General features: G+C 71.2%; 17 protein-coding genes. 12 read left to right on the top strand and 5 right to left on the bottom strand.

All coding sequences use genetic code 11. The features are described 5' to 3' along the window. The first annotated feature begins 138 nt into the window (after positions 1 to 138). From ACFYPG_RS09995 to ACFYPG_RS09985, 3 genes are read left to right on the top strand one after another with little or no spacing between them, the layout of a single operon-like run. Positions 139 to 675: a PadR family transcriptional regulator gene (locus ACFYPG_RS09995; protein ID WP_355004788.1), complete on the top strand. Its 537-nt coding sequence runs from the start codon at positions 139 to 141 to the stop codon at positions 673 to 675. Continuing rightward, positions 672 to 1,373 (top strand): ABC transporter ATP-binding protein, encoded by a 702-nt coding sequence (locus ACFYPG_RS09990; RefSeq protein WP_355004789.1) that lies wholly within the window; start codon positions 672 to 674, stop codon positions 1,371 to 1,373. The genes ACFYPG_RS09995 and ACFYPG_RS09990 overlap by 4 nt, the downstream gene beginning before the upstream one ends. After that, on the top strand, positions 1,370 to 2,890 hold the full coding sequence (locus ACFYPG_RS09985) for an FtsX-like permease family protein (RefSeq protein WP_387351399.1): 1,521 nt from the start codon (positions 1,370 to 1,372) through the stop codon (positions 2,888 to 2,890). Before ACFYPG_RS09990 ends, ACFYPG_RS09985 begins: the two co-directional genes overlap by 4 nt. 40 nt (positions 2,891 to 2,930) lie before the next feature. Here ACFYPG_RS09985 and ACFYPG_RS09980 read toward each other — a convergent pair whose 3' ends face one another. Next, positions 2,931 to 3,116: a hypothetical protein gene (locus ACFYPG_RS09980; protein WP_203123352.1), complete on the bottom strand. Its 186-nt coding sequence runs from the start codon at positions 3,114 to 3,116 to the stop codon at positions 2,931 to 2,933. Between the two features lie 160 nt (positions 3,117 to 3,276). After that, positions 3,277 to 5,373, bottom strand: a complete 2,097-nt coding sequence (locus tag ACFYPG_RS09975; protein ID WP_387351398.1) for a S9 family peptidase — start codon at positions 5,371 to 5,373, stop codon at positions 3,277 to 3,279. 96 nt (positions 5,374 to 5,469) lie between these two features. Here ACFYPG_RS09975 and ACFYPG_RS09970 point away from each other — a divergent pair, with 96 nt between their 5' ends. Beyond that, positions 5,470 to 6,828, top strand: a complete 1,359-nt coding sequence (locus ACFYPG_RS09970; protein WP_387351396.1) for an FAD-binding oxidoreductase — start codon at positions 5,470 to 5,472, stop codon at positions 6,826 to 6,828. A 19-nt stretch (positions 6,829 to 6,847) separates the two neighbouring features. Here the strand turns inward: ACFYPG_RS09970 and ACFYPG_RS09965 are convergent, their stop codons facing one another. Beyond that, positions 6,848 to 7,255 (bottom strand): hypothetical protein, encoded by a 408-nt coding sequence (locus tag ACFYPG_RS09965; RefSeq protein WP_357230358.1) that lies wholly within the window; start codon positions 7,253 to 7,255, stop codon positions 6,848 to 6,850. Between the two features lie 48 nt (positions 7,256 to 7,303). Next, positions 7,304 to 9,376 carry a SpoIIE family protein phosphatase gene (locus ACFYPG_RS09960; RefSeq protein WP_387351393.1) on the bottom strand — a complete coding sequence of 691 codons (2,073 nt, stop codon included), beginning with the start codon at positions 9,374 to 9,376 and terminating at the stop codon, positions 7,304 to 7,306. A 296-nt stretch (positions 9,377 to 9,672) separates the two neighbouring features. On the opposite strand from ACFYPG_RS09960, the gene ACFYPG_RS09955 reads away from it, so the two are divergent. Together ACFYPG_RS09955 and ACFYPG_RS09950 are read left to right on the top strand one after the other, a co-directional pair. Beyond that, entirely contained in the window at positions 9,673 to 14,040 is a 4,368-nt protein-coding gene (locus ACFYPG_RS09955; protein WP_355004796.1) for a HAMP domain-containing protein, read from the top strand. Next, complete coding sequence (locus tag ACFYPG_RS09950; protein ID WP_355004797.1) at positions 14,037 to 14,591, top strand: response regulator; 555 nt, start codon at positions 14,037 to 14,039, stop codon at positions 14,589 to 14,591. Before ACFYPG_RS09955 ends, ACFYPG_RS09950 begins: the two co-directional genes overlap by 4 nt. Before the next feature lie 19 nt (positions 14,592 to 14,610). On the opposite strand, the gene ACFYPG_RS09945 is transcribed toward ACFYPG_RS09950, so the two are convergent. Beyond that, on the bottom strand, positions 14,611 to 14,946 hold the full coding sequence (locus tag ACFYPG_RS09945) for an STAS domain-containing protein (protein ID WP_355004798.1): 336 nt from the start codon (positions 14,944 to 14,946) through the stop codon (positions 14,611 to 14,613). Between the two features lie 178 nt (positions 14,947 to 15,124). On the opposite strand from ACFYPG_RS09945, the gene hemL reads away from it, so the two are divergent. From hemL to ccsB, 6 genes are read left to right on the top strand one after another with little or no spacing between them, the layout of a single operon-like run. Further along, positions 15,125 to 16,462, top strand: a complete 1,338-nt coding sequence (gene hemL / locus ACFYPG_RS09940; protein WP_387351391.1) for a glutamate-1-semialdehyde 2,1-aminomutase — start codon at positions 15,125 to 15,127, stop codon at positions 16,460 to 16,462. 6 nt (positions 16,463 to 16,468) lie between these two features. After that, positions 16,469 to 17,116 carry a histidine phosphatase family protein gene (locus ACFYPG_RS09935; protein ID WP_355004800.1) on the top strand — a complete coding sequence of 216 codons (648 nt, stop codon included), beginning with the start codon at positions 16,469 to 16,471 and terminating at the stop codon, positions 17,114 to 17,116. Further along, a complete protein-coding gene (locus ACFYPG_RS09930) occupies positions 17,116 to 17,682 on the top strand; it encodes a TlpA family protein disulfide reductase (protein ID WP_387351389.1) in 567 nt (188 codons plus the stop codon). The genes ACFYPG_RS09935 and ACFYPG_RS09930 overlap by 1 nt, the downstream gene beginning before the upstream one ends. Beyond that, positions 17,682 to 18,500 carry a cytochrome c biogenesis CcdA family protein gene (locus ACFYPG_RS09925; RefSeq protein WP_387351387.1) on the top strand — a complete coding sequence of 273 codons (819 nt, stop codon included), beginning with the start codon at positions 17,682 to 17,684 and terminating at the stop codon, positions 18,498 to 18,500. The genes ACFYPG_RS09930 and ACFYPG_RS09925 overlap by 1 nt, the downstream gene beginning before the upstream one ends. Then, positions 18,500 to 20,143, top strand: a complete 1,644-nt coding sequence (locus ACFYPG_RS09920; RefSeq protein WP_387351386.1) for a cytochrome c biogenesis protein ResB — start codon at positions 18,500 to 18,502, stop codon at positions 20,141 to 20,143. The genes ACFYPG_RS09925 and ACFYPG_RS09920 overlap by 1 nt, the downstream gene beginning before the upstream one ends. Further along, the gene (ccsB, locus tag ACFYPG_RS09915; RefSeq protein ID WP_355004804.1) at positions 20,143 to 21,108 is read left to right on the top strand and encodes a c-type cytochrome biogenesis protein CcsB; all 966 of its coding nucleotides are present in this window, start codon (positions 20,143 to 20,145) and stop codon (positions 21,106 to 21,108) included. The genes ACFYPG_RS09920 and ccsB overlap by 1 nt, the downstream gene beginning before the upstream one ends. The last annotated feature ends 99 nt before the right edge of the window (positions 21,109 to 21,207 follow it).

The raw sequence follows: 21,207 nt of genomic DNA, 5'->3' as shown, positions 1-21,207 counted from the left end.
CCTTCTCTCGTTGATCATGAAGTTATTGCCCTCGGTCTCGGCGTGTCGGCGCAATAACTTCATGATCAACGGGGTCGGGGTGGGGGTGGGCGGGGTGGGTTGTTGACTTGGGTATTCGCTGGGTGAATAGTGGGCGGGGTGTCTACGCCGCATGTTCTGCTCGGGTTGCTCGCTGGGGGCAGCCGGCACGGATATGAACTGAAGCGTGCGCACGACGAGCGGCTGCCGCGCGCTCGGCCGCTGGCCTTCGGGCAGGTCTACGCGACTCTCGGCCGCCTCGAACGGGACGGGCTGGTGGCTGCCGCCGGCCAGGACCGGGTGGCCGGGCCGGATCGCACGGCGTACGAGCTGACCGATCAGGGGCGGGACGCGCTGGACCAGTGGCTGTCCACTGTGGAAGCACCGATGCCGTACGTGGCCAGCACGCTCTTCGCCAAGGTCGTGGTCGCGCTGCTGGTCGCCGATGTCGATCGGGCCCGGTCGTACCTGATCGCCCAGCGGGCCGCGCACACCGCACGGTTGCGTGAGTTGACCGCGGTCAAGGGCGAACCGTCCGCCACCCTCAGCGATGTGGTCGCGGCCGATTTCGCGATCGCCCACCTCGACGCGGATCTGCGGTGGCTGCACGCCACCCTGCTCCGGGTCGCCGACTGGCACCGGGAGGTGCATCCGTGACGCAACTCCAGGCTCGCGGCGTGGTTCGGGCGTACGGCCCGACGCCCGCACTGCGCGGCGTGACGCTCGACCTGGCCGAGGGCGAGATCGTCGCCGTCACCGGGCCGAGTGGCTGCGGCAAGTCGACACTGCTGCACTGCCTGGCCGGGATTCTCCGGCCGGACGCCGGCGAGGTCACCTGGCGTGGGCACCGCATCGACACCTGGTCGGAGGCGGCCCGGTCCCGGCTGCGGCGCACCGAGTTCGGGGTGCTGTTCCAGTTCGGTCAGCTGGTGGCCGAGTTGACCGCCGCCGAGAACGTCGCACTTCCTCTGCTCCTCGCCGGCACGGGGCGGCGAGAGGCACGGACGGCGGCGCTCACCTGGCTGGAACGGTTCGGGGTGGCCGAGGTGGCCGACGTCCGGCCGGGTGAGATGTCCGGGGGTCAGCAGCAACGTTGCGCCACGGCGCGGGCGCTGGTGACCGAGCCTCGGGTGCTCTTCGCCGACGAGCCGACCGGCGCACTGGACACGCTCACCGGCGAGCAGGTCCTCACCCAACTGGTCCGGCTCGCCCGCGAGCAGCGCACCGCCGTCGTGCTGGTCACCCACGAGCCGCGGATCGCCGCGTACGCGGATCGGGAGATCGTGCTGCGTGACGGCCTGGTGGACCACACCGGCCTGGGGCTCGACGTGCCGCTGGCCGGCGGCGCCCGGTGAGGCCGACGACGCTGCTCCGCCTCGCGCTCGCCGGCACCCGCACCGACACCGCCCGGGTGGTGCTCACCGCGCTCAGCGCCCTGTTGGCCACCCTGGCCGGGCTCGCGGCGCTCACCGTGCTGGCCATCGAGAAACCCGCCGGCGACGCCTGGGAGCAGTCCGAGCAGTACCGCAACGCGCTGCTGCGGGAGCCGGGGTTGCGCGGCGGCACGGCGTTCGCGCTGCTGATGCTGATGGTCCCGGTGCTGGCGCTGGCCGGCCAGTGCGCGCGGCTCGGCGCGCCGGCACGGGACCGCCGGTTGGCGGCGATCCGGCTCGCTGGCGCCACTCCGGGCCAGGTCACCAGACTTGTGGTGTTGGAGACCGGCGTGGCCGCGCTGCTCGGCACGCTCGTCGGGCTGGGTGTCTACCTGGTCGGCCGCGACCTGCTGCACCGCCCGGACGCGCAAGCTCGACTGGCCCTGCCCACCGACGTGCTGCCGTCGACCGGCGCGCTGGCCGGCGTGGTGCTCGGTCTGCCGGTCGTGGCGGCGCTGGCCACCGCCCTGATGCTACGTACGGTCACCACCAGCCCGCTCGGGGTGAGTCGTAAGGCCGCCCGCGAGCGCGGGCCGGGCCCGTGGGCCGGGCTCCTGATCGGGTTCGGCGTGGTCTCGTTCGCGCTGATCCGCCCGGTGGTCTACCGGGTCGCCGACGGGCAGATGGCGGGCCGGCTGGTGCCACTGCTGTTCGCGGTGGGCGCGCTCGCCGCGATGATCGGGGTGGTGATCGGCACCGGCTGGCTGTCGTACCACTGCGGGCGGTTGTTACGTCGGCACGCCCGCAGGCCCGCTGCCCTGCTCGCGGCGGGCCGGCTGATGGCCGATCCGTGGGCGGGCAGCCGCACGTTCGCGGCGCTGCTCGCCGCCCTGATCTTCGGCGCGGGTGCGGCAGCCCAGCGCGCCTACTTCGCCACGAAGGACCAGATCGAGCGGGAGCAGAGCCGACTCGCAGGGGCCGACGGTGCCGCCAACCCCTTCTATCTGTCGACGATGGATCTCGTCGACGGCGCGATCGCCGTGGCCATCCTGATCGCGACGGGCGGGCTGATCGTCGCGCTGGTCGAGGGGATCGTCGCCCGACGCCGCGCCTACGCCGCGTTGGTCGCCACCGGGGTGCCCCGGGCCACGCTGGGCCGTTCGGTGGCCTGGCAGGCGTTGGTGCCGGCCGTGCCGGCGATCCTGCTCGCGCTCACCGTTGGCACGCTGCTCGGCCGAGGGCTCGTCGCGGACGTGTCGGAGGGCGGCGGGTCGACGTTGATCTGCGAGGCCCCGGCCGCGCTCTGCGAGGACCCTGCCACCCGGGACCAGTACTCCCGGATCGTGTACTACCCCGCGGTGCAGCGAGCCGTTCCCGTACCTCTGGAGCACCTGGCGTGGCTCGGCGCCGGCGCCCTGGCGGCGGTGCTGGTGACGGTCGGTGTCGGCCTGCTCTTCCTGCGCGCCAGCACCGCTTTGGACGAGCTGCGGACGACCTGATCCGAACGGCCCCGCCGGCCGGCCTGACCCAGCCCTCGGATCAGGCGGCGAGCAGGCCGGAGGAGAGTGCGATCAAGGTGCCGACCACTGCCGAACAACAGCAGACCAGCAGGCCGGCGACCACCGCGAGGATCAGCCAGACCCGGCGGTCCCGCGCCACCGCCGCCACGCTCGGTCGACGGACGTCCTCGGCGGCTCCGCCGTCACTATCCGTAGCCCCGGTCACCCCGGAAGTCTAGGCCGCGACATCCGCCACGACCCGGAAAGGCCGGGCCGCGCGTGCGCGACCCGGCCATGATCGCGCCCGATCGTCGGAGTGGGTGGTCTCCCCGAGCCGCCGAGGGGACCACTCCCACCACCGAACGCGATCATGCCGACCCGTCGGGTCAGGCGTGGCCGATGCGGTCCAGGATCCAGGCGTTGATGAACGCCTCCTCGCGCCACGAGTCGTAGCGTCCGCTCGGGCCGCCGTGCCCGGCACCCATCTCGGTCTTCAGCAGGTAGTCGCCGCCCGGGGCGACCGCCCGCAGCCGGGCGATCCACTTCGCCGGCTCCGAGTAGAGCACCCGGGTGTCGTTGAGGCTGGTCACCGCGAGGATCGCGGGATAGTCAACAGCGGCCACGTTCTCGTACGGGGTGTAGGACTTCATGTACGCGTACACCTCGGGGTCGTCGAGGGGGTTGCCCCACTCCTCCCATTCGGTGACGGTCAGCGGCAGCGACGGGTCGAGGATCGACGTGAGCGCGTCCACGAACGGCACCTGCGCCACGATCCCGGCGAACGCGTCCGGCGCGAGGTTGGCCACCGCGCCCATCAGCAGGCCACCGGCCGACGCGCCCCGGGCGACAAGCCTGTCGCTGGCCGTCCAGCCGGCCTTGACGAGGTGCTGTGCGCACGCCACGAAGTCGGTGAAGGTGTTCTTCTTGGCCAGCAGCTTGCCCTGGTCGTACCACCGTCGGCCCAGCTCACCGCCGCCCCGGGTGTGCGCCACCGCGAAGACCACGCCCCGGTCCAACAGGGACAGCCGGGCCACCGAGAACCACGGGTCCATGCTGGCCTCGTAGGAGCCGTAGCCGTACAGCTCGCAGGGCGCCGAACCGTCCCGGGGGGTGCCGATGCGGCAGACCAGTGAGATCGGCACCCGGGTGCCGTCGTCGGCGAGCGCCCAGTCACGGTGCTGCTCGTACTCGGCCGGGTCGTACGGTCGCCCGTCCGGACCGGGCAGCACCGGCTTCTGCTTGAGCAGCACCATCTGCCGGGTGACCAGGTCGTAGTCGTACACCGAGTCGGGAGTGATCAGCGAGGAGTAGCGCAGCCGGACCCGGCCGGTGCGGTACTCCGGGTTGGCGTCCAACCCGACGCTGTAGAGCGGCTCGGGGAAGTCGATGTCGTACCCGTCGTCACTGCCCACCGGCAGCACCCGCAGCCCGGTGAGCCCGTCGGTGCGCAGCGACACCACCAGGTGGTTGGCGAAGGCGTCGACGGCCTCCAGTCGGGTGCCGGGGGTGTGCTCGATCAGCGGCACCCAGTCGCCCGGTACGTCCGCCGAGGTGAACGCCAGCGCGAAGTCCTCCGCGCCGTCGTTGTGCAGGATCAGGAAACGGTGGCCGTGGTGCTCCACCGTGTATTCGACGCCCTGTCGGCGGGGGGCGACCACAGCCGGCGCGCCGGTCGGGTTGCCGGCGGGGATCACCAGCACCTCGCTGGTCACCTTGCTGTGCACGTCGATGAGGATGAACTTCTCCGACCGGGTCAGCTCCACCCCCACCCAGAACCGCTCGTCGTCCTCCTGGTGGACCACCACGTCGTCGGCGGCGGCGGAGCCGATGGTGTGCCGCCAGACCCGGTTCGGCCGCCAGGCGTCGTCCACAGTCACGTAGAACAGCACCGAAGCGTCCGACGACCAGGCGGTGCCGTAGAACGTGTCAGGCACCTCGTCCGGCAGCAGCTCGCCGGTGGTCAGGTCCTTCACCCGCAGAGTGAACCGCTCGTCACCGGAGAAGTCGGTGGAGTAGGCCAGCCAGCGACCGTCCGGGCTGACGTCGAATGCGCCGAGCGAGAAGAAGTCGTGCCCCTCGGCCAGCAGGTTGCCGTCGAGCAGCACCTCCTCGCCGTCGAGCGGGGCGCCATCCGCGCTGACCGGCGGGTCGGTCTCACCGTCGCGGACCGTCCGGCGACACTGCACTCCGTACTGTTTTCCCTCGACCGTCCGGGTGTAGTACCAGTGCCCGCCCTTGCGGGTCGGCACTGACAGGTCGGTCTCCTGGGTGCGTCGGCGAGTCTCCTCGAACAGGTCGGCCCGCAGGTCGGCCAGGTGTGCGGTGCGCGCGTCGGTGTACTCGTTCTCGGCGGTCAGGTAGGCGATCGTCTCCGGGTCGTCCTTGGCGGCGAGCCAGGCGTACTCGTCGACGACGGTGTCGCCGTGGTGGGTGCGCTCGCTGGGCACCCGCTTCGCCGCGGGCGGGGCAGTCTCGGTGGTCACGGCGGCCACGTTACCGGCCGGCAGCCGCAGCGCGCCGGACCAGCGGCATCCCGATACTCGCCGCCACGGCTTTCGAACACATGTACGATGGCCGGCATGGCGGCAGCAGCGAGTTCCCCAGGCCGGTCCGGAGCCCTCGAGATCACCCGGCGGTTGGCGGCGATCTGCGGTCCACCGTTCTCCCGGCTGGCCGGGCCCGCCGACGAGGTGGCGGGGCGCCCGGCGCGCTGGGTCGCCGTCCCGGGCGGCCCGCACGCCGCCGCCGAGGTGCTGCGGCTGGCCGCCGTGCACGATCTGACTGTGGTGCCCCGAGGCGCGGGCACGAAGATCGACTGGGGCGCCGCCCCCGTCCAGGTCGACATCCTGCTCGACACCGGCCGGTTGGCCGGCATCGGTCACGAGCCGGTCGACTCGCTCGTGGCCGACGTGGGTGCCGGCACTCCACTGCGGGCGGTGCAGGCCACCCTGGAGCGCACCGGGCAGCGGCTCGCCATGGACGCCCCCTCACCCGGCGCGACACTGGGCGGTGTGCTCGCCGCCGGCGAGGCCGGTCCGCTGCGCCACCGTCACGGCAGCCCCTGCGACCAACTGCTCGGTGTGCGTTACCTCGCCGCCGACGGCGAGCTGATCAGCGTCGGTGGCGGCGCGCCCGGGCTCGACCTGGCCCGCCTGCTCTGCGGCTCCCAGGGTGCGCTCGGCGTGCTGGTGTCGGCGAGCCTGCGGGTGCAGCCGGTGCCGGCGAGCAGGCTCTGGGTGTCCCGCCCGGTGTGGACGCCCTTGGAGGTGCACGACCTGGTCCGGACGATCCTCGCCGCTCGGCTGGAGCCGTCGGCCATCGAGCTGGACCTGCCCGGAGGCACCCCCCGCCCCCGTACGTCGTACCCGCCCGGTCACCCGGCGGCCACCGCCCGGGAGCGCCACCCGTCGATGTCAGGCCGGGCCGGCGCCCCGTCCCGGGCCGGCAGCCTGGTGGTGCTGCTTGAGGGCGGCCCCGCCGACGTCAATGAGCGCGCCGAGCGGTTGGTCGGGCTGCTGCACGGGGAGGCGACGATCGCGCACTCCGCGCCGACGTGGTGGCGCCGCTACCCGTTCGCCCCCGGCGACACGGCGCTGCGGCTGGAGGTGCCGATCGGCGACCTGCACGCGGCCGTCTACGCGCTGCGCGACGCGGCCGGTGCGCCGGTGCCGGTGCGCGGCTCGGCCGGGCTGGGCGTGGTGCACGCGGCACTGCCCGGGGCGCTGGCAGCCGACCGGGTGGCGTCCATCCTGGCCGCCGTCAGAGGGGTGCTGTTGGCCCGGCAGGGTCGCTGCGTGGTGGTCTCCGCTCCGGCGGCGGTCCGCCAGGCGGTCGACCTCTGGGGCGAGCTGGCCGGCCTGGCCCAGTTGCGGGCCGCGAAGCGGCACCTGGATCCGGAGCACCGGCTCGCGCCCGGCCGGCTCCCCGGCGGCCTGTGAGACCGGGCTGGGCAGAGGGTCAGTCCATCCACCACCGGTGCATGTCCAGCAGCGGCGGGGTGAGACGGGCCACCATCACCAGCAGGCCGCCCACCGCGCCGGCCAGCAGCAGTGACCGGGTCACCCGGGGCAGGACCGCGCGCTCCCGGGCGACCACCGCCCCCGCGACGATCGCCAACGGCAGCCCGAGCACCGCGCCCGTCAGGTAGAGCACCGCCACCACGGGGTGGAGCACACCGAAGAAGGCGATGTCCTTCGGGTCGTACGCGCCGGTCAGCATCTCGGCCGGGCCGACGCCGGCGCTCGTCATCCGTCCGACGTAGAGCAGAAGCACGGCGAGGAACCCGCCGATGGTCGCGAACTGCGCGGCGATCAGGGCCCGGACCGCCGGCCGGGAGTACGACGTGACCTGCGCGACGCTCGTCATGGCCGTCAATCTACCCAGCGGGCCGACGTCCGGGGGCCCGTGTGGCGGTCAGGTCGCGTCGTTACGGAGCACCAGGACGGCGATGTCGTCCCGGGGCGGCTCGACCGAGAAGTTGATCGCTGCGGCGCGCAGCCGGGCGGCCACCACGTCGGCCGAATATCCGGCCAGGGGCGCGGCGGCGTCCCGCAGCCGGTCGGTGCCGAACAGCTCCCGTCCGCGCCTCCGCTCGGTGACGCCATCGGTGTAGAAGATCAGCGAGTCGCCCGGTGCGAGCGTGATCTCCGCCGTCGGCGAGGTGATCGTGTCGAGCAGGCCGAGCGCGGTGCCACCGGTGCCGACGAACCCGGCGCCGCCCGCTGCGGCAAGCAGCACCGGCCTGTCGTGCCCGGCGAGGTGCAGCGAGACGTCCAACTGGTCACCCTCGCCCGGCCCGACCGCTGCCAGCGCCAGCGTGCAGTAGCGACCGCCACCGCGCTCGACAAGTGTCTCGTTGAGCCGCGCCAGCGCCTCCGGTAACGGTTTGCCGTCGCCGACCAGCACTCGGATCACGTCCCGGACCAGCCCGGTCACCGCGGCGGCCTGGACACCCTTGCCCGAGACGTCACCGATCACCACCAGCCAGCGCCCGTCGGGCAGCGGCACCACGTCGTAGAAGTCGCCACCCACCTCGGCGTCGTCGCCGGTCGGGACGTACTCGGCGGCGAAACCGATCCCGTCGACCAGCGGCAGCACCGGCGGCAGCAGAGACTGCTGGAGCGTCTGCGCCACCCGACGGCGTTCGGCGTGGATCCGGGCGTTCTCGATGGCCAGCGCGGCCCGTCGGGCCACGTCCTCCAACACGGCCACCTCGTCCGGGTCGTGCCGGTGCCGCTGGTGCCGCCCCACCGCCAGGGTCCCGAGTCGCTGCCCGCGCGCGATCAGCGGAACGGCGAAACCCTCCATCGGCCCGCCCAGGGGAATCTGCGCCGCGCTGCGGGACGCCTCGCGCAGGCGGGCCTGGATCGAGTCCGGACCGGTCTCGGCCAGCACCTTGTGCAGTTGCGGAAGCATCGACTCGTCGGCGTGGCTGGCCGCCGCCAGCCGGAGCCGACCCCACTCGTCAGTGGTGTGCACCGCGCACCACTGACCGAGTCGCGGCACCACCAACTGCGGCACCAGCGCCATGGTCAGGTCGACGTCGAGCGACTGGGCCAGCAGCTCGCTCGCCTCGGCCAGGAAGGTCAGCCACACCTGCCGGCGGACGTCGGCCCGGCGCAGCCGGTCGTTCTCCAGGTGCAGCGACAGCCGCTCGGCGGTGAGCACCGCCAACGGTTGGGCGTACGCCGACGGCGCGGCGTCCAACTCCAACTCCCCGGCGTACGGGCGCTGCACAGTCAGTGGCACCCGGAGCAGTTCGCTGCCGGGGCGGGGTGGCCGACCGAAGCGGGCCAGCACCTGGCTGCCCTGCCCGTCGCCCCGGTCCAGGCGGATCGTGCCGCCGGCTGCGCCGACCATCTCGGCGACCCGGCTGAGCAGGCTGGTGGCGAAGTCGGGCAACGGGTCGTCCCCGTACAGGTCGGGGGCGGTCTGCATGAGTTCGCTCATCGCGCTGGCGCTCGGCGCGGACCCGTCGGTGCCCGTCCAGGGGCCGGCGTTGGCCGGTGTCGACTCGCTGATGGTCCCGCTGGTGGGCAGGTCGGTGCCGGGGCGGTCCAGCCGGAACCAGACGCCCTTGCCGGTGGGCAGGTACGTGGTGCCCCAGCGGCTGGCGAAGTGGTCGACGAGCAACAGGCCCCGGCCCCGCACGGAGACCTCGTTGATCTCGGCGGAGTCGTTGCGGTCGCCGACGGTCAGCTCGTCGCCGGAACCGGGCGCGAAGTCGGAGACGGTGACGGTCAGCCCGATCTCGTCCGCGACGACCTCGATGTCCAGTTCGGTACGGGCGTGCTCGACGGCGTTGGTGGTCAGCTCGGTGGTGAGCAGCAGCGCCTCGTTGGCCAGCTCGTCCAGGTGTGACTCGGTCAACACCGAGCGGACCACGGCGCGGGCGGCGGCCGGTGTGCGCCGGTCGGCGGGCAGCCGGACGCGCCGGACGGCCCCGTCCTGGGCCCCGGCCATCGCGGGCCCAACCTCGCCTGACACCCCCGTATCCTCCACCGTCGTACTGCCGGGTGCCAAGCCGATCAACGATCCGGTGCTGTCGCGTCGCTCAGTGGCACCGCTGGTGGCGCTGGGGGCGGACGCGTCGAAACGATTGGCGCGGGAGCCGGGCGAGGTTTGCGGCGCGGCGTGCCGGCTCGACGCCGATCGGGCGGGTCGCCGGGGCGATCGATGCCACCTGGCGGGTCGCACACCCTGGCACCACGGCGCGCGCGGGCACAATATGGGGTGCCGGTGTGTCCGCACGGACCGGCGCCCCCCGAGTTGAGCGAGGAATGATGACCACGTCGAAGCAGTCGGTGGCGGATCCGTCCGCGCTCGACAACGAGGCGCTCCTCGGTGAGTTGACCGAGGCACTGCGACGGATCGGGCGGGGCGACCTGAAGGTCCGGCTTCCCCGCCGGGCCGGCGCGGCCGGTGAGGTGGCGGACGCCTTCAACGAGGTGGTCTCGCTCCAGGAGCGGCAGTACCTGGACCTGCGGCGGATCAGTCGGATCGTCGGTCGCGACGGCCGGCTCACCGAGCGGCTCGACGACGAGGGGCTGGACGGCTCCTGGGCGGAGGGGCAGCGGGCGATCAACTCGCTGATCGACGACCTGGGTCGACCGACCACGGAGATCGCCCGGGTGATCGTTGCGGTCGCCGACGGTGACCTGTCCCAGCACATGGCGTTGGAGATCGACGGTCGGCCGTTGCGCGGTGAGTACCTGCGCATCGGGCGCACCGTGAACACGATGGTGGACCAGCTGTCGTCGTTCTCCAACGAGGTGACCCGGGTGGCCCGTGAGGTGGGCACCGAGGGCAAGTTGGGTGGCCAGGCCGATGTGCGGGGCGTCGCCGGCACCTGGAAGGACCTCACCGACTCGGTGAACACCATGGCGTCGAACCTGACCGGCCAGGTGCGGTCGATCTCGCAGGTGGCGACGGCGGTGGCCAAGGGTGACCTGTCGCAGAAGATCACCGTCGGCGCGCGTGGTGAGGTGGCCGAGCTGGCCGCCACGATGAACTACCTCACCGACACGCTGCGACTCTTCGCCGAGCAGGTGACCCGGGTGGCCCGTGAGGTCGGCACCGAGGGCAAGTTGGGCGGCCAGGCCGAGGTGCCGAACGTGGCCGGCACCTGGAAGGACCTGACCGACAGCGTCAACTCGATGGCGTCGAACCTGACCGCCCAGGTCCGTAACATCGCGCAGGTCTCCACGGCGGTGGCGCGCGGCGACCTGTCGCAGAAGATCACGGTGGCGGCGCAGGGCGAGATCCTGGAGCTGAAGGACACCGTCAACACGATGGTGGACCAGTTGTCGTCGTTCGCCGACGAGGTGACCCGGGTCGCGCGTGAGGTGGGCATCGAGGGCAAGTTGGGCGGCCAGGCCCAGGTGCGTGGCGTCTCCGGCACCTGGCGGGACCTCACCGAGAACGTCAACCAGTTGGCCGGCAACCTGACCAGCCAGGTCCGCAACATCTCCCAGGTCTCCACCGCCGTGGCGAAGGGCGACCTGTCGCAGAAGATCACGGTGGACGCCCAGGGCGAGATCCTGGAGCTGAAGAACACCGTCAACACGATGGTCGACCAGTTGTCGTCGTTCGCCGACGAGGTGACCCGGGTGGCCCGTGAGGTGGGCACCGAGGGCAACCTGGGCGGTCAGGCGCAGGTGAAGGGCGTTTCCGGCACCTGGCGGGACCTGACCGACAACGTGAACTCGATGGCGTCGAACCTGACCAGTCAGGTCCGCAACATCGCCTCGGTGACCACCGCGGTGGCGAAGGGTGACCTGAGCCAGAAGATCACGGTGGACGCGCGGGGCGAGATTCTGGAGCTGAAGTCGACTGTCAACACGATGGTGGACCAGTTGTCGTCGTTCGCCGACGAGGTGACCCGGGTCGCGCGTGAGGTGGGCACCGAGGGCAAGTTGGGCGGTCAGGCGCAGGTGCGCGGGGTCGCCGGCACCTGGCGCGACCTGACCGACAACGTGAACTCGATGGCGTCGAACCTTACCGCCCAGGTCCGCAACATCGCCCAGGTCTCGACGGCAGTGGCGAAGGGTGACCTGTCGCAGAAGATCACGGTGGACGCGCGGGGCGAGATCCTGGAGCTGAAGTCGACTGTCAACACGATGGTGGACCAGTTGTCGTCGTTCGCCGACGAGGTGACCCGGGTGGCCCGCGAGGTGGGCACCGAGGGCAAGCTCGGTGGTCAGGCGCAGGTGAAGGGCGTTTCCGGCACCTGGCGCGACCTGACCGACAACGTGAACTCGATGGCGTCGAACCTGACCAGTCAGGTCCGCAACATCGCCTCGGTGACCACCGCCGTGGCGAAGGGCGACCTGTCGCAGAAGATCACGGTGGACGCCCAGGGCGAGATCCTGGAGCTGAAGTCGACTGTCAACACGATGGTCGATCAGCTGTCGTCGTTCGCCGACGAGGTGACCCGGGTGGCCCGCGAGGTCGGTATCGAGGGCAAGCTCGGTGGTCAGGCGCAGGTGAAGGGCGTTTCCGGCACCTGGCGCGACCTCACCGAGAACGTCAACCAGCTCGCCTCGACGCTGACCACGCAGTTGCGGGCCATCGCCCAGGTGTCCACGTCGGTGACCCGGGGCGACCTGACCCAGCGGATCGCGGTCAAGGCGCAGGGCGAGGTCGCCGAGCTGAAGGACAACATCAACCAGATGATCGTCACCCTCCGGGAGACGACCAAGAAGAACGCCGAGCAGGGCTGGCTGGACTCCAACCTCGCCCGGATCGGCGGCCTGTTGCAGGGCCAGCGCGACCTCGGCGAGGTCTGCCGCATGATCATGACGGAGGTGACTCCGCTGGTTGACGCCCAGCTCGGCGCCTTCTTCCTGGCCGACGACACCGACGGCAGCATGCGGCTGCGGCTGACCTCCTCGTACGGGTACGTGGCGCGGGGGCACGACGTCACCTTCGGGCCGGGTGAGGGGCTGGTCGGGCAGACCGCGCTCTCCCGTCGCACGATCCGGGTCAGCGCCTCCCCGAACAGTCGGCTCACCCTCCGGTCCGGCCTGGCCGAGACACCCCCGTCCGACCTGGTGGTGCTCCCCGTCCTCTTCGAGGGCGAGCTGCTCGGGGTGATCGAGTTCGCCAGCGTGTCGGCCTTCTCCGAACTGCACCTGTCGTTCCTGGAGCGCTTGGTGCTCACCATCGGCATCGCTGTCAACACCATCCAGGCCAACCGGCGTACGGAGGAGCTGCTGGCCCAGTCGCAGCGGCTGGCGCACGAGATGCAGGAGCAGTCGGCGGAGTTGCAGCGCACCAACGCCGAGTTGGAGGAGAAGGCCACTCTGCTGTCCGAGCAGAAGGGCAACATCGAGACGAAGAACCGGGAGATCGAGCTGGCGCGGCTGGGCCTGGAGGAGAAGGCGCAGCAGCTGACCCGGGCGTCGGCATACAAGTCGGAGTTCCTGGCCAACATGAGCCACGAACTGCGGACTCCGCTGAACTCGTTGTTGCTGCTGGCCCGTCTGCTGGCCGAGAACTCGGAGCAGAACCTCAGCCCGAAGCAGATCGAGTTCGCCAGGACCATCCACGGGTCCGGCTCCGACCTGCTGCGACTGATCGACGACATCCTCGACCTGTCCAAGATCGAGGCGGGCCGGATGGACGTCGAGCCGACCGAGATCCGCTTCACCGAGCTGCGCGGCTACGTCGAGCAGGCGTTCGCCCCGCAGGCCGAGGAGAAGAACCTGGACTTCCAGGTACGGGTGAGCAAGGATCTGCCGCCGGCGTTGGTGACCGACGCGCAGCGGTTGCAGCAGATCCTGCGCAACCTGCTCTCCAACGCGGTGAAGTTCACCGACAACGGTGCGGTGACGCTGCGGATCGCCCCGGCCGCGGAGAACGCGGTGTTCGACGTGCCGGCGCTGACGAACGCTCAGCAGGTGATCGCCTTCACCGTGATCGACACCGGGATCGGCATCTCCGACGACAAGTTGTCGATCATCTTCGAGGCGTTCCAGCAGGCCGACGGCACGACCAGTCGCCGGTACGGCGGCACCGGGCTGGGCCTGTCGATCAGCCGCGATCTGGCCCGACTGATCGGCGGCACCATCACCGTCTCGTCCGCGCCCGGCCAGGGCTCGACCTTCACGCTGTTCGTGCCGCAGGTGCTGGCCCCGGACGCGGTGGTCGTGCCGCAGATGCCGTCGCCGCAGCGCGCCGGGCTGCCGTCGTCGCTGCTGATGCCGCCGCTGGAGCTGCTGCCGGAACGGCCGGAGGCGCCGGCCACCCGTCAACTGGACGGTGCCACGGTGCTGATCGTTGACGACGACGTACGCAACGTCTTCGCCTTGACCAGCGCGTTGGAGCTGCACGGGATGACCGTGCTGTACTCGGACAACGGGGCGGACGGTGTCCGTCTGCTGGCCGAGCATCCGGAGGTGGACATCGTGCTGATGGACGCCATGATGCCCGACCAGGACGGTTACGAGACCACCCGCCAGATTCGCCGCAACCACCGGTTCGCCGACCTTCCGGTGGTCTTCCTGACCGCGAAGGCGATGCCGGGTGACCGTGAGTCGGCGCTCGCTGCCGGGGGCAGCGACTACATCACCAAGCCGGTCGACCTGGACGACCTGATCGAACTGATGTCGTCCTGGATCAACGGCAGCCGGACCGAGGAGACTTCGTGACCCAGATGGCCAAAGCGCTGCTCGTTGACGACCGGCGGCAGAACCTGACGGCCCTGGAGGCGATTCTTCAGGGCCTGCCGGTCCAGTCCGTGGCGGTGGAGAGCGGCGAGGCGGCGCTCAAGCAACTGCTGGTGGACGACTTCGCGGTGATCCTGTTGGACGCGCAGATGCCGGACATGGACGGCTTCGAGACGGCGAGCCACATCAAGCGCCGCGAGCGGACCCGGCACGTGCCGATCATCTTTCTCACCGCCGCCGACCGGGACGCCCAGCTCGCCCTCCGGGGTTACCAGGTGGGCGCTGTGGATTACCTCACCAAGCCGTTCGACCCGTGGGTGCTCCGGGCCAAGGTGTCGGTCTTCGTCGAGCTGTGGGTGAAGACCCGGCAGTTGGCCACCCAGTCGGATCTGGTCCGGGAGCGCGACACGCAGTGGCGGCGGCTCACCGAAGCGGTCGACGAGGCGACCGCCCAGCTCCGCTCGGACGACCCGGAGGTCCGCGACCGGGCGGTGCGGCTGCTCGAGCAGGCCCGCTGGGGGAACACCGCCTGACGCGGCGGGACGGGACGGCTCAGCCGGTGGGCTGGTCGTTACGGATCATCAGGGCACTGCGCAGGCCGGTGATGTCCAGTACGCGGATCAGGAAGTCGCCCACGTGCGTCAGCATCAGCAGGCTCTGCGCGTGGCTGGCCTTGCGGCTGAGCACGACAAGGGTGCCCAGCCCCTGCGAGTCGCAGAAGGTGACGCCACCGAGGTCGAGGATGATCTTCGGGGGTGGGTCGGCCAGCACCTCGTTGACGACGGTGGAGAGCTGGGCCGCTGTGAGCATGTCGATCTCACCGGCCAGGCGCAAGACTGCTTCGTCGCCCGTCCGGTGTAGCGTGATGGACAGTTCGGCACGATCCACCCGGTCAGCCTAGCGCGATCCGACCGACCTGGCCTGTCGAGGCCGCGAGCCGCTGCCGTCCAGGCCACGAGGCCCCCGTGTCGGCGCTGCTGACCGGCGCGGGTCACAGGTGAGCCGGGTAACCCCACCACGGGGTGGCTGCTGGTTGACCGTCCGGCGCTGTCACAATGGCGGCATCGTGACCGACATCTTTCCCGCCGGATCCGGCCGCTACCCAGCCGATGCGCCGGCCTCCGAGGCCCTGTTCGACCGCGCCCGCGCCATCGTGCCGGGCGGGGTGAACTCCCCTGTGCGCGCCTTCCAGGCGGTCGGCGGCACCCCGCGTTTCATGGTCCGTGGTGAGGGCCCGTGGCTGTACGACGCCGACGGTCGCCGCTACGTCGACCTGGTCTGCTCCTGGGGTCCGCTGATCCTCGGGCACGCCCACCCGGAGGTGGTGGAGGCCGTCCAGGCCGCCGCCGCCCGGGGCACCAGCTTCGGCACGCCCACCCCCGGTGAGGTGGAGTTGGCCGCCGAGATCGTCGCCCGGACCCCGGTCGAGCAGGTCCGCCTGGTCAACTCCGGCACCGAGGCGACAATGTCGGCGATCCGGCTGGCCCGCGGCTTCACCGGCCGCTCGAAGATCATCAAGTTCGCCGGTTGCTACCACGGCCACGTCGACGCGCTGCTCGCCGCCGCCGGCTCCGGCGTGGCCACCCTGGGCCTGCCCGACTCGCCCGGCGTGACCGGCGCGGCGGCCAGCGAGACGATAGTGCTTCCGTACAACGACATCCGGGCCGTCGAGGAGGCCTTCGCCGCCGAGGGCCCGCACATCGCCGCGGTGATCACCGAGGCCGCCGCCGGCAACATGGGTGTGGTGGCCCCCCGCGACGGCTTCAACCAGCAGCTCGCCCGGATCGCGCACGCCCACGGCGCCCTGCTGGTGGTGGACGAGGTGATGACCGGGTTCCGGGTCTCCCGCGCCGGGTGGCACGGCCTCGACGCCTCCGACGCGGACCTGTGGACGTACGGCAAGGTCATGGGTGGCGGTCTGCCCGCCGCGGCGTTCGGCGGGCGCGCGGACATCATGGAGCGGCTCGCGCCGGCCGGCCCGGTCTACCAGGCCGGCACCCTCTCCGGTAACCCGCTGGCCTGCGCCGCCGGCCTGGCGACCCTGCGGCTCGCCGACGACGCGCTGTACCAGCGCCTCGATGAGACGGCCGCCGTGGTGGGCAAGCTCGCGTCCGACGCGTTGGCCGCCGCCGGGGTCCCGCACCGACTGTCGTCCGCGGGCAGCATGTTCTCGATCTTCTTCACCGACGCCGACGTGGTCGACTACGACAGCGCGCGCACCCAGCAGGTGCCCGCGTTCAAGGCGTTCTTCCACGCGATGCTCGCCGCCGGCGTCTACCTGCCGCCGAGCGCGTTCGAGTCGTGGTTCGTCTCGGCGGCGCTCGACGACGCCGCTCTGGAGCACATCGCCGCCGCGCTGCCCACCGCGGCGAACGCGGCGGCAGCGGCTGGTCACGGGGGGTAGACAACGTTGAGCAAGACTGTGGTTCACGTGCTGCGGCACGGCGAGGTGCACAACCCCGACCAGATCCTCTACGGCCGGCTGCCCGGTTTCCGCCTCTCCGAGCTGGGTGTGCAGATGGCCAAGGCCGCCGCGGAGGGCCTGGCCGAGCGGGAGATCGTGCACGTGGTGGCCAGCCCGCTGGAGCGCGCCCAGCAGACCGCCGAGCCGATCGCCGCCCAGTTCGGGCTGCCGGTCGGGGTGGACGAGCGGCTCATCGAGAGCGCCAACTGGTTCGAGGGCAAGAAGGTCTCCCCGGGTGACGGGTCGTTCCGCGACCCGCGCAACTGGTGGGTGCTGCGCGACCCGGTGACCCCGTCCTGGGGTGAGGCGTACCGGGTGATCGCCGAGCGGATGTTCGCCGCCGTGCACGCCGCCCGGGTCGCCGCCGAGGGACGCGAGGCGGTGCTGGTGTCGCACCAGCTCCCGATCTGGACGTTGCGCCGTCACGTCGAGCGCAAGCGGCTCTGGCACGACCCGCGCAAGCGGCAGTGCGGCCTGGCGAGTCTGACCTCGTTCCACTTCGACGGCGCGAAGGTGGCGGGCATCGGCTACAGCGAGCCGGCCGCGCATCTGATCGCTCTCTCCGCGACCGCCCGGACGGCCAAGGGGGCCTGATGAACGCCCGGAGGTGGACCGCCGGTCTGCTCGCCACCGTCGCCGCGGTGGCGCTGGTCGGCTGCAGGTCCGGGGGCGGCGGGGAGAAGCAGTGCACCAGCGACGGCCTCACGATCACCTGTGCGCCGGACCAGCGGTCGAAGACGCCCAAGGTGGTCGGCGAACTGCTCACCGGTGGTCAGTACGACGTCTCCCAGGCGCGCGGTCAGGTCGTCGTCGTCAACTTCTGGGGTTCCTGGTGCGCGCCCTGCCGCGCGGAGGCTGACGACCTGGAGGACACCTACCAGGCCACCAAGGCGACCGGGGTGACCTTCCTGGGCGTCAACGTGCAGGACAGCAAGGACAAGGCGATCGCCTTCGAGCGAGGGCGGGTCACCTACCCGAGCATCTTCGACCCGTCCAGCAGCCAGGCGCTGAACTTCGACATCCCGCCCAATTCCACACCGGCGACGGTGGTCCTCGATCGCGACGGCCGGATCGCCGTGGTGATCCGTCGCGCCACGACAAGGGACGAGCTACGGCCGATCGTCGAACGGGTCGCCGCCGAGAAGCCGGCGTCGAACTGATGGGCGAGACCTTCCGGGAGTTGGCCCTCAGCGGGCCACTGCTGCTCGCCATCGGCGCGGCGGCGCTCGCCGGCCTGGTCAGCTTCCTCTCCCCGTGCGTCCTCCCGCTCGTCCCCGGCTACCTGTCGTACGTGACCGGTCTGGCCGGCGCGGACCTGGAGGGCCGGCGACCGCAGGCCGATCCCGTGCCGGCCGGCGGGGGCGTCGCGGTCAGGGAACGGGTCGCGCGGGTCGGCGCGGTCAAGGGTCGGGTGCTCGCCGGGACGCTGCTCTTCATCGGCGGCTTCACAGTCGTCTTCGTGGCCACCGCGATCCTCTTCGCCAGCATCGGTCGGGTGTTCTTCGACTACAAGCGCGAGTTGCAGATCGGCGTCGGTGTGCTGGTCATCGTGGCGGGGTTGAGCTACCTCGGGATGATCCCGGCCCTGCAACGGGAGTTCCGGATCTCCCGGCTGCCGTCGGCGGGGCTGCTCGGCGCACCGGTCTTCGGGGCGGTCTTCGCGCTCAGCTGGGTGCCCTGCACCGGCCCCACCCTCGGCGCGGTGATGGGCATGGCCACCGCCAGCGGCCAGAGCGACCGGGCCGTGGTGCTCGCCGTGGCGTACTGCCTCGGGTTGGGGATACCGTTCATCGTCTTCGGGCTGGGGTTCGAACGCCTGCTCGGAGTCTTCCGCGCCGTCCGGCGCAACAGCCGCTGGGTCACCCGGGTCGGCGGCGCCCTGCTCATCCTGATCGGTCTGGCCCTGGTCACCGGCGGATGGCAGAGCTTCGTGATCTGGCTGCAGACCACCGTCGGGGTGGGCGAGGTGAGCATCTGATGACGGTCGTCGACGACCGACCGGAGACCGCGGCGCCCGCGCCACGCCGCCGGCCGAACCGGCTGCTGGCCCTGCTGCGCAACTCGTGGCGGCAGCTCACCAGCATGCGTACGGCGCTGATCCTGCTCTTCCTGCTCGCGATCGCCGCCATTCCCGGCTCGGTGCTGCCGCAGCGCGGAATCAGCCCGGAGAAGGTCAACGAGTACTTCGTCGACCACCCCGACTGGGCCCCCCGACTGGACCGGATCGGCGCGTTCGAGGTCTTCGGGTCGGTCTGGTTCTCCGCGATCTACCTGCTGCTGTTCACCTCCCTGATCGGCTGCATCACGCCCCGACTGCGCGACCACGTCCGCACGCTGCGGTCCCGTCCGCCGGCCGCGCCGAAGCGGATGGCCCGGCTGCCGCAGCACACAGTGCTGCCCGCCCCGCCCGGTGGGGCGGCGGCGATCGCGGAGGTGCTGCGCAAGCGGCGCTGGCGCGTCGAGGTGCGCGGCGACGAGGTCTCCGCCGAGAAGGGCTACCTCAAGGAGACCGGCAACCTGCTGTTCCACACCTCGCTGATCGCTGTGCTGATCGGGGTGGCGCTCGGTTCCTGGTACGGCTGGAGCGGCAACCGGCTGCTGGTGGCCGGCGCGGACAACGCGTTCTGCAACACCCGCCAGCAGTACGCCGAGGCGAAGCTCGGCCCCCAGGTGGACAGCGCCGACCTGCCCGGCTTCTGCCTGCGGCTGGACGACTTCCAGGCCCGGTTCCTGGCGTCCGGCCAGCCGGAGTTCTTCAACGCCAGGGTGACAGTCAACGGTCCGGACGAGCCGACCCGCAGCGCCGACTTCTCGGTGAACTCGCCGCTGCGGCTGAACGACGCGAGCGTCTACCTGCTCGGCCACGGGTACGCCCCGGTGATCCGTTACACCGACCGGTTCGGCAACAGCCAGATCAGTGACGAGCCGTTCCTGACCACCGGCGACATGGGCCTGACCAGCGAGGGGCTGGCGGCCTTCCCGGACGCGAACGTCGACCCGGCGACCGGCCAGCGCGCACCGGATCTCCAGATGGCGTTCACCGGCATCTACCTGCCCACCGCGCCCGAGCAGGCGCCGTTCGTCCGCTCGCAGTACCCGACCGAGCGCAACCCTGCGCTGAACCTGGTCGCCTACCGCGGCAACCTCGGCCTGGACGCCGGCATCCCCGGCTCGGTCTACCAGCTCGACCAGCGGCAGGTGCGGGCCGGCAAGGTCAAGGAGGTCGGCACCAAACTGCTCCGCAAGGGCGAGACCTGGAAGCTGGACGACGGCACGACAGTCGAGTTCCTGGGCACCGAGCGGTACGTCACCCTCTCCGTCCGGCACGACCCCGGCTCGACGATGCTGCTGGTCAGCTGCGGCGTCCTGCTGATCGGGCTGATGGGTTCGCTGTTCGGAAAGCGCCGCCGGGTGTTCTTCCGGGTGGCGCCGGCCGACCCCGGGGACGGATCTCCGACGAGCGGTAGTAGCTTGATGGAGGTCGGTGGGTTGCCACGCACCGACTATCCAGGGTTCGCCGACGAGTTCACCCAGCTGGTCGCCGCCGTCAGCGGTGCCGACCGGGCTGGTGCTGGCGCTGACTCCGCTGACCGGGCCGGCGTGCGAGAAGGAGCCGAGTGATGTCCGCACTCTCCGACAATCTGGTGACATTCGCGATCCTGGCGTACCTGGTCGCGATGATCGGCCACGCCGTCGAGTACGCGCTGGGCAACGCCCGTACCCGGGTCGCCACGGCGGCTCCGGTGCGCGAGTTGGTAGGTGCCGGTGGCGTCCCGACGCCGTCCGCGCCGGTCCCTTCGCCACCGACGGTCGACCGCTCGGCCGGGCGGGCGCGGCTCGCGGGCCTGATCGGGGTGGGTGCCACCGCGGTGGCCGCCGCGCTGCACCTGGGGGCACTGGTCACCCGTGGGCTCGCCGCGGACCGGATGCCGTGGGGCAACATGTACGAGTTCGTGCTCACCGTGACGTTCATCGGGGTGGCCGCCTGGCTGGTGGTGCTCTGGAAGCGGCCGTCGCTGCGCAAGCTCGGGCTCTTCCTCACCCTGGTGATGGTGTTGCTGGTCGCCACCGCCGAGCTGGTGCTGTACGTGCCGATCGTGCCGCTGGTCCCGGCGCTGAACTCGTACTGGTTCATCATCCACGTCTCGACGATCGTCTTCGCGTCCGGCATCTTCCTGCTCGGCGTGGTGCCGGCGGTCGGCTTCCTGATGCGCAGCGGGTACGAGCAGGGCAAGCGGAGTTTCCCGTACATCCTGGCGAAGCGGCTGCCCGGTGCGGCCGGCCTGGAGCGGCTGACCTTCGCGCTGCACGCCTTCGCGTTCCCGATCTTCACCTTCGCGGTGATCGCCGGTGCCATCTGGGCCGAGGCGGCCTGGGGTCGGCCGTGGGGCTGGGACCCGAAGGAGACCTGGGCGTTCATCTCCTGGGTGGTCTACGCCGGCTACCTGCACGCCCGCGCGACGCCCAGCGTGAAGCGCAACGTGGCCACCTGGATCGCGGTGCTCGGCTTCCTCACCGTGCTGATGAACCTGTTCGGCGTGAACATCTTCTTCACCGGCCTGCACTCGTACGGCGGGCTGGACTGAACCACAGTTGACAGAATGTAGAACTACACTTCTTAGAAGCGTAGTTCTACATTCTGTAGGGGTGGCAGTGAAGCGGTGGCCTGCTTGCCGGTTCGGCTC

This window comes from Micromonospora sp. NPDC005553 (genome assembly GCF_042871765.1).
GTDB lineage: Bacteria > Actinomycetota > Actinomycetes > Mycobacteriales > Micromonosporaceae > Micromonospora.
Note: the sequence above shows the minus strand (reverse complement) of the source record. Positions and strands in the feature narration are given on the sequence as shown.

Excerpts from the sequence above, each read along its gene's own strand:
- ACFYPG_RS09970 (WP_387351396.1), top strand. The coding sequence starts at position 5,470 with ATGGCGGCAGCAGCGAGTTCCCCAGGCCGGTCCGGAGCCCTCGAGATC.
- ACFYPG_RS09965 (WP_357230358.1), bottom strand. The coding sequence starts at position 7,255 with ATGACGAGCGTCGCGCAGGTCACGTCGTACTCCCGGCCGGCGGTCCGG.
- ACFYPG_RS09955 (WP_355004796.1), top strand. The coding sequence starts at position 9,673 with ATGACCACGTCGAAGCAGTCGGTGGCGGATCCGTCCGCGCTCGACAAC.
- ACFYPG_RS09930 (WP_387351389.1), top strand. The coding sequence starts at position 17,116 with ATGAACGCCCGGAGGTGGACCGCCGGTCTGCTCGCCACCGTCGCCGCG.
- ACFYPG_RS09925 (WP_387351387.1), top strand. The coding sequence starts at position 17,682 with ATGGGCGAGACCTTCCGGGAGTTGGCCCTCAGCGGGCCACTGCTGCTC.
- ACFYPG_RS09920 (WP_387351386.1), top strand. The coding sequence starts at position 18,500 with ATGACGGTCGTCGACGACCGACCGGAGACCGCGGCGCCCGCGCCACGC.
- ccsB (WP_355004804.1), top strand. The coding sequence starts at position 20,143 with ATGTCCGCACTCTCCGACAATCTGGTGACATTCGCGATCCTGGCGTAC.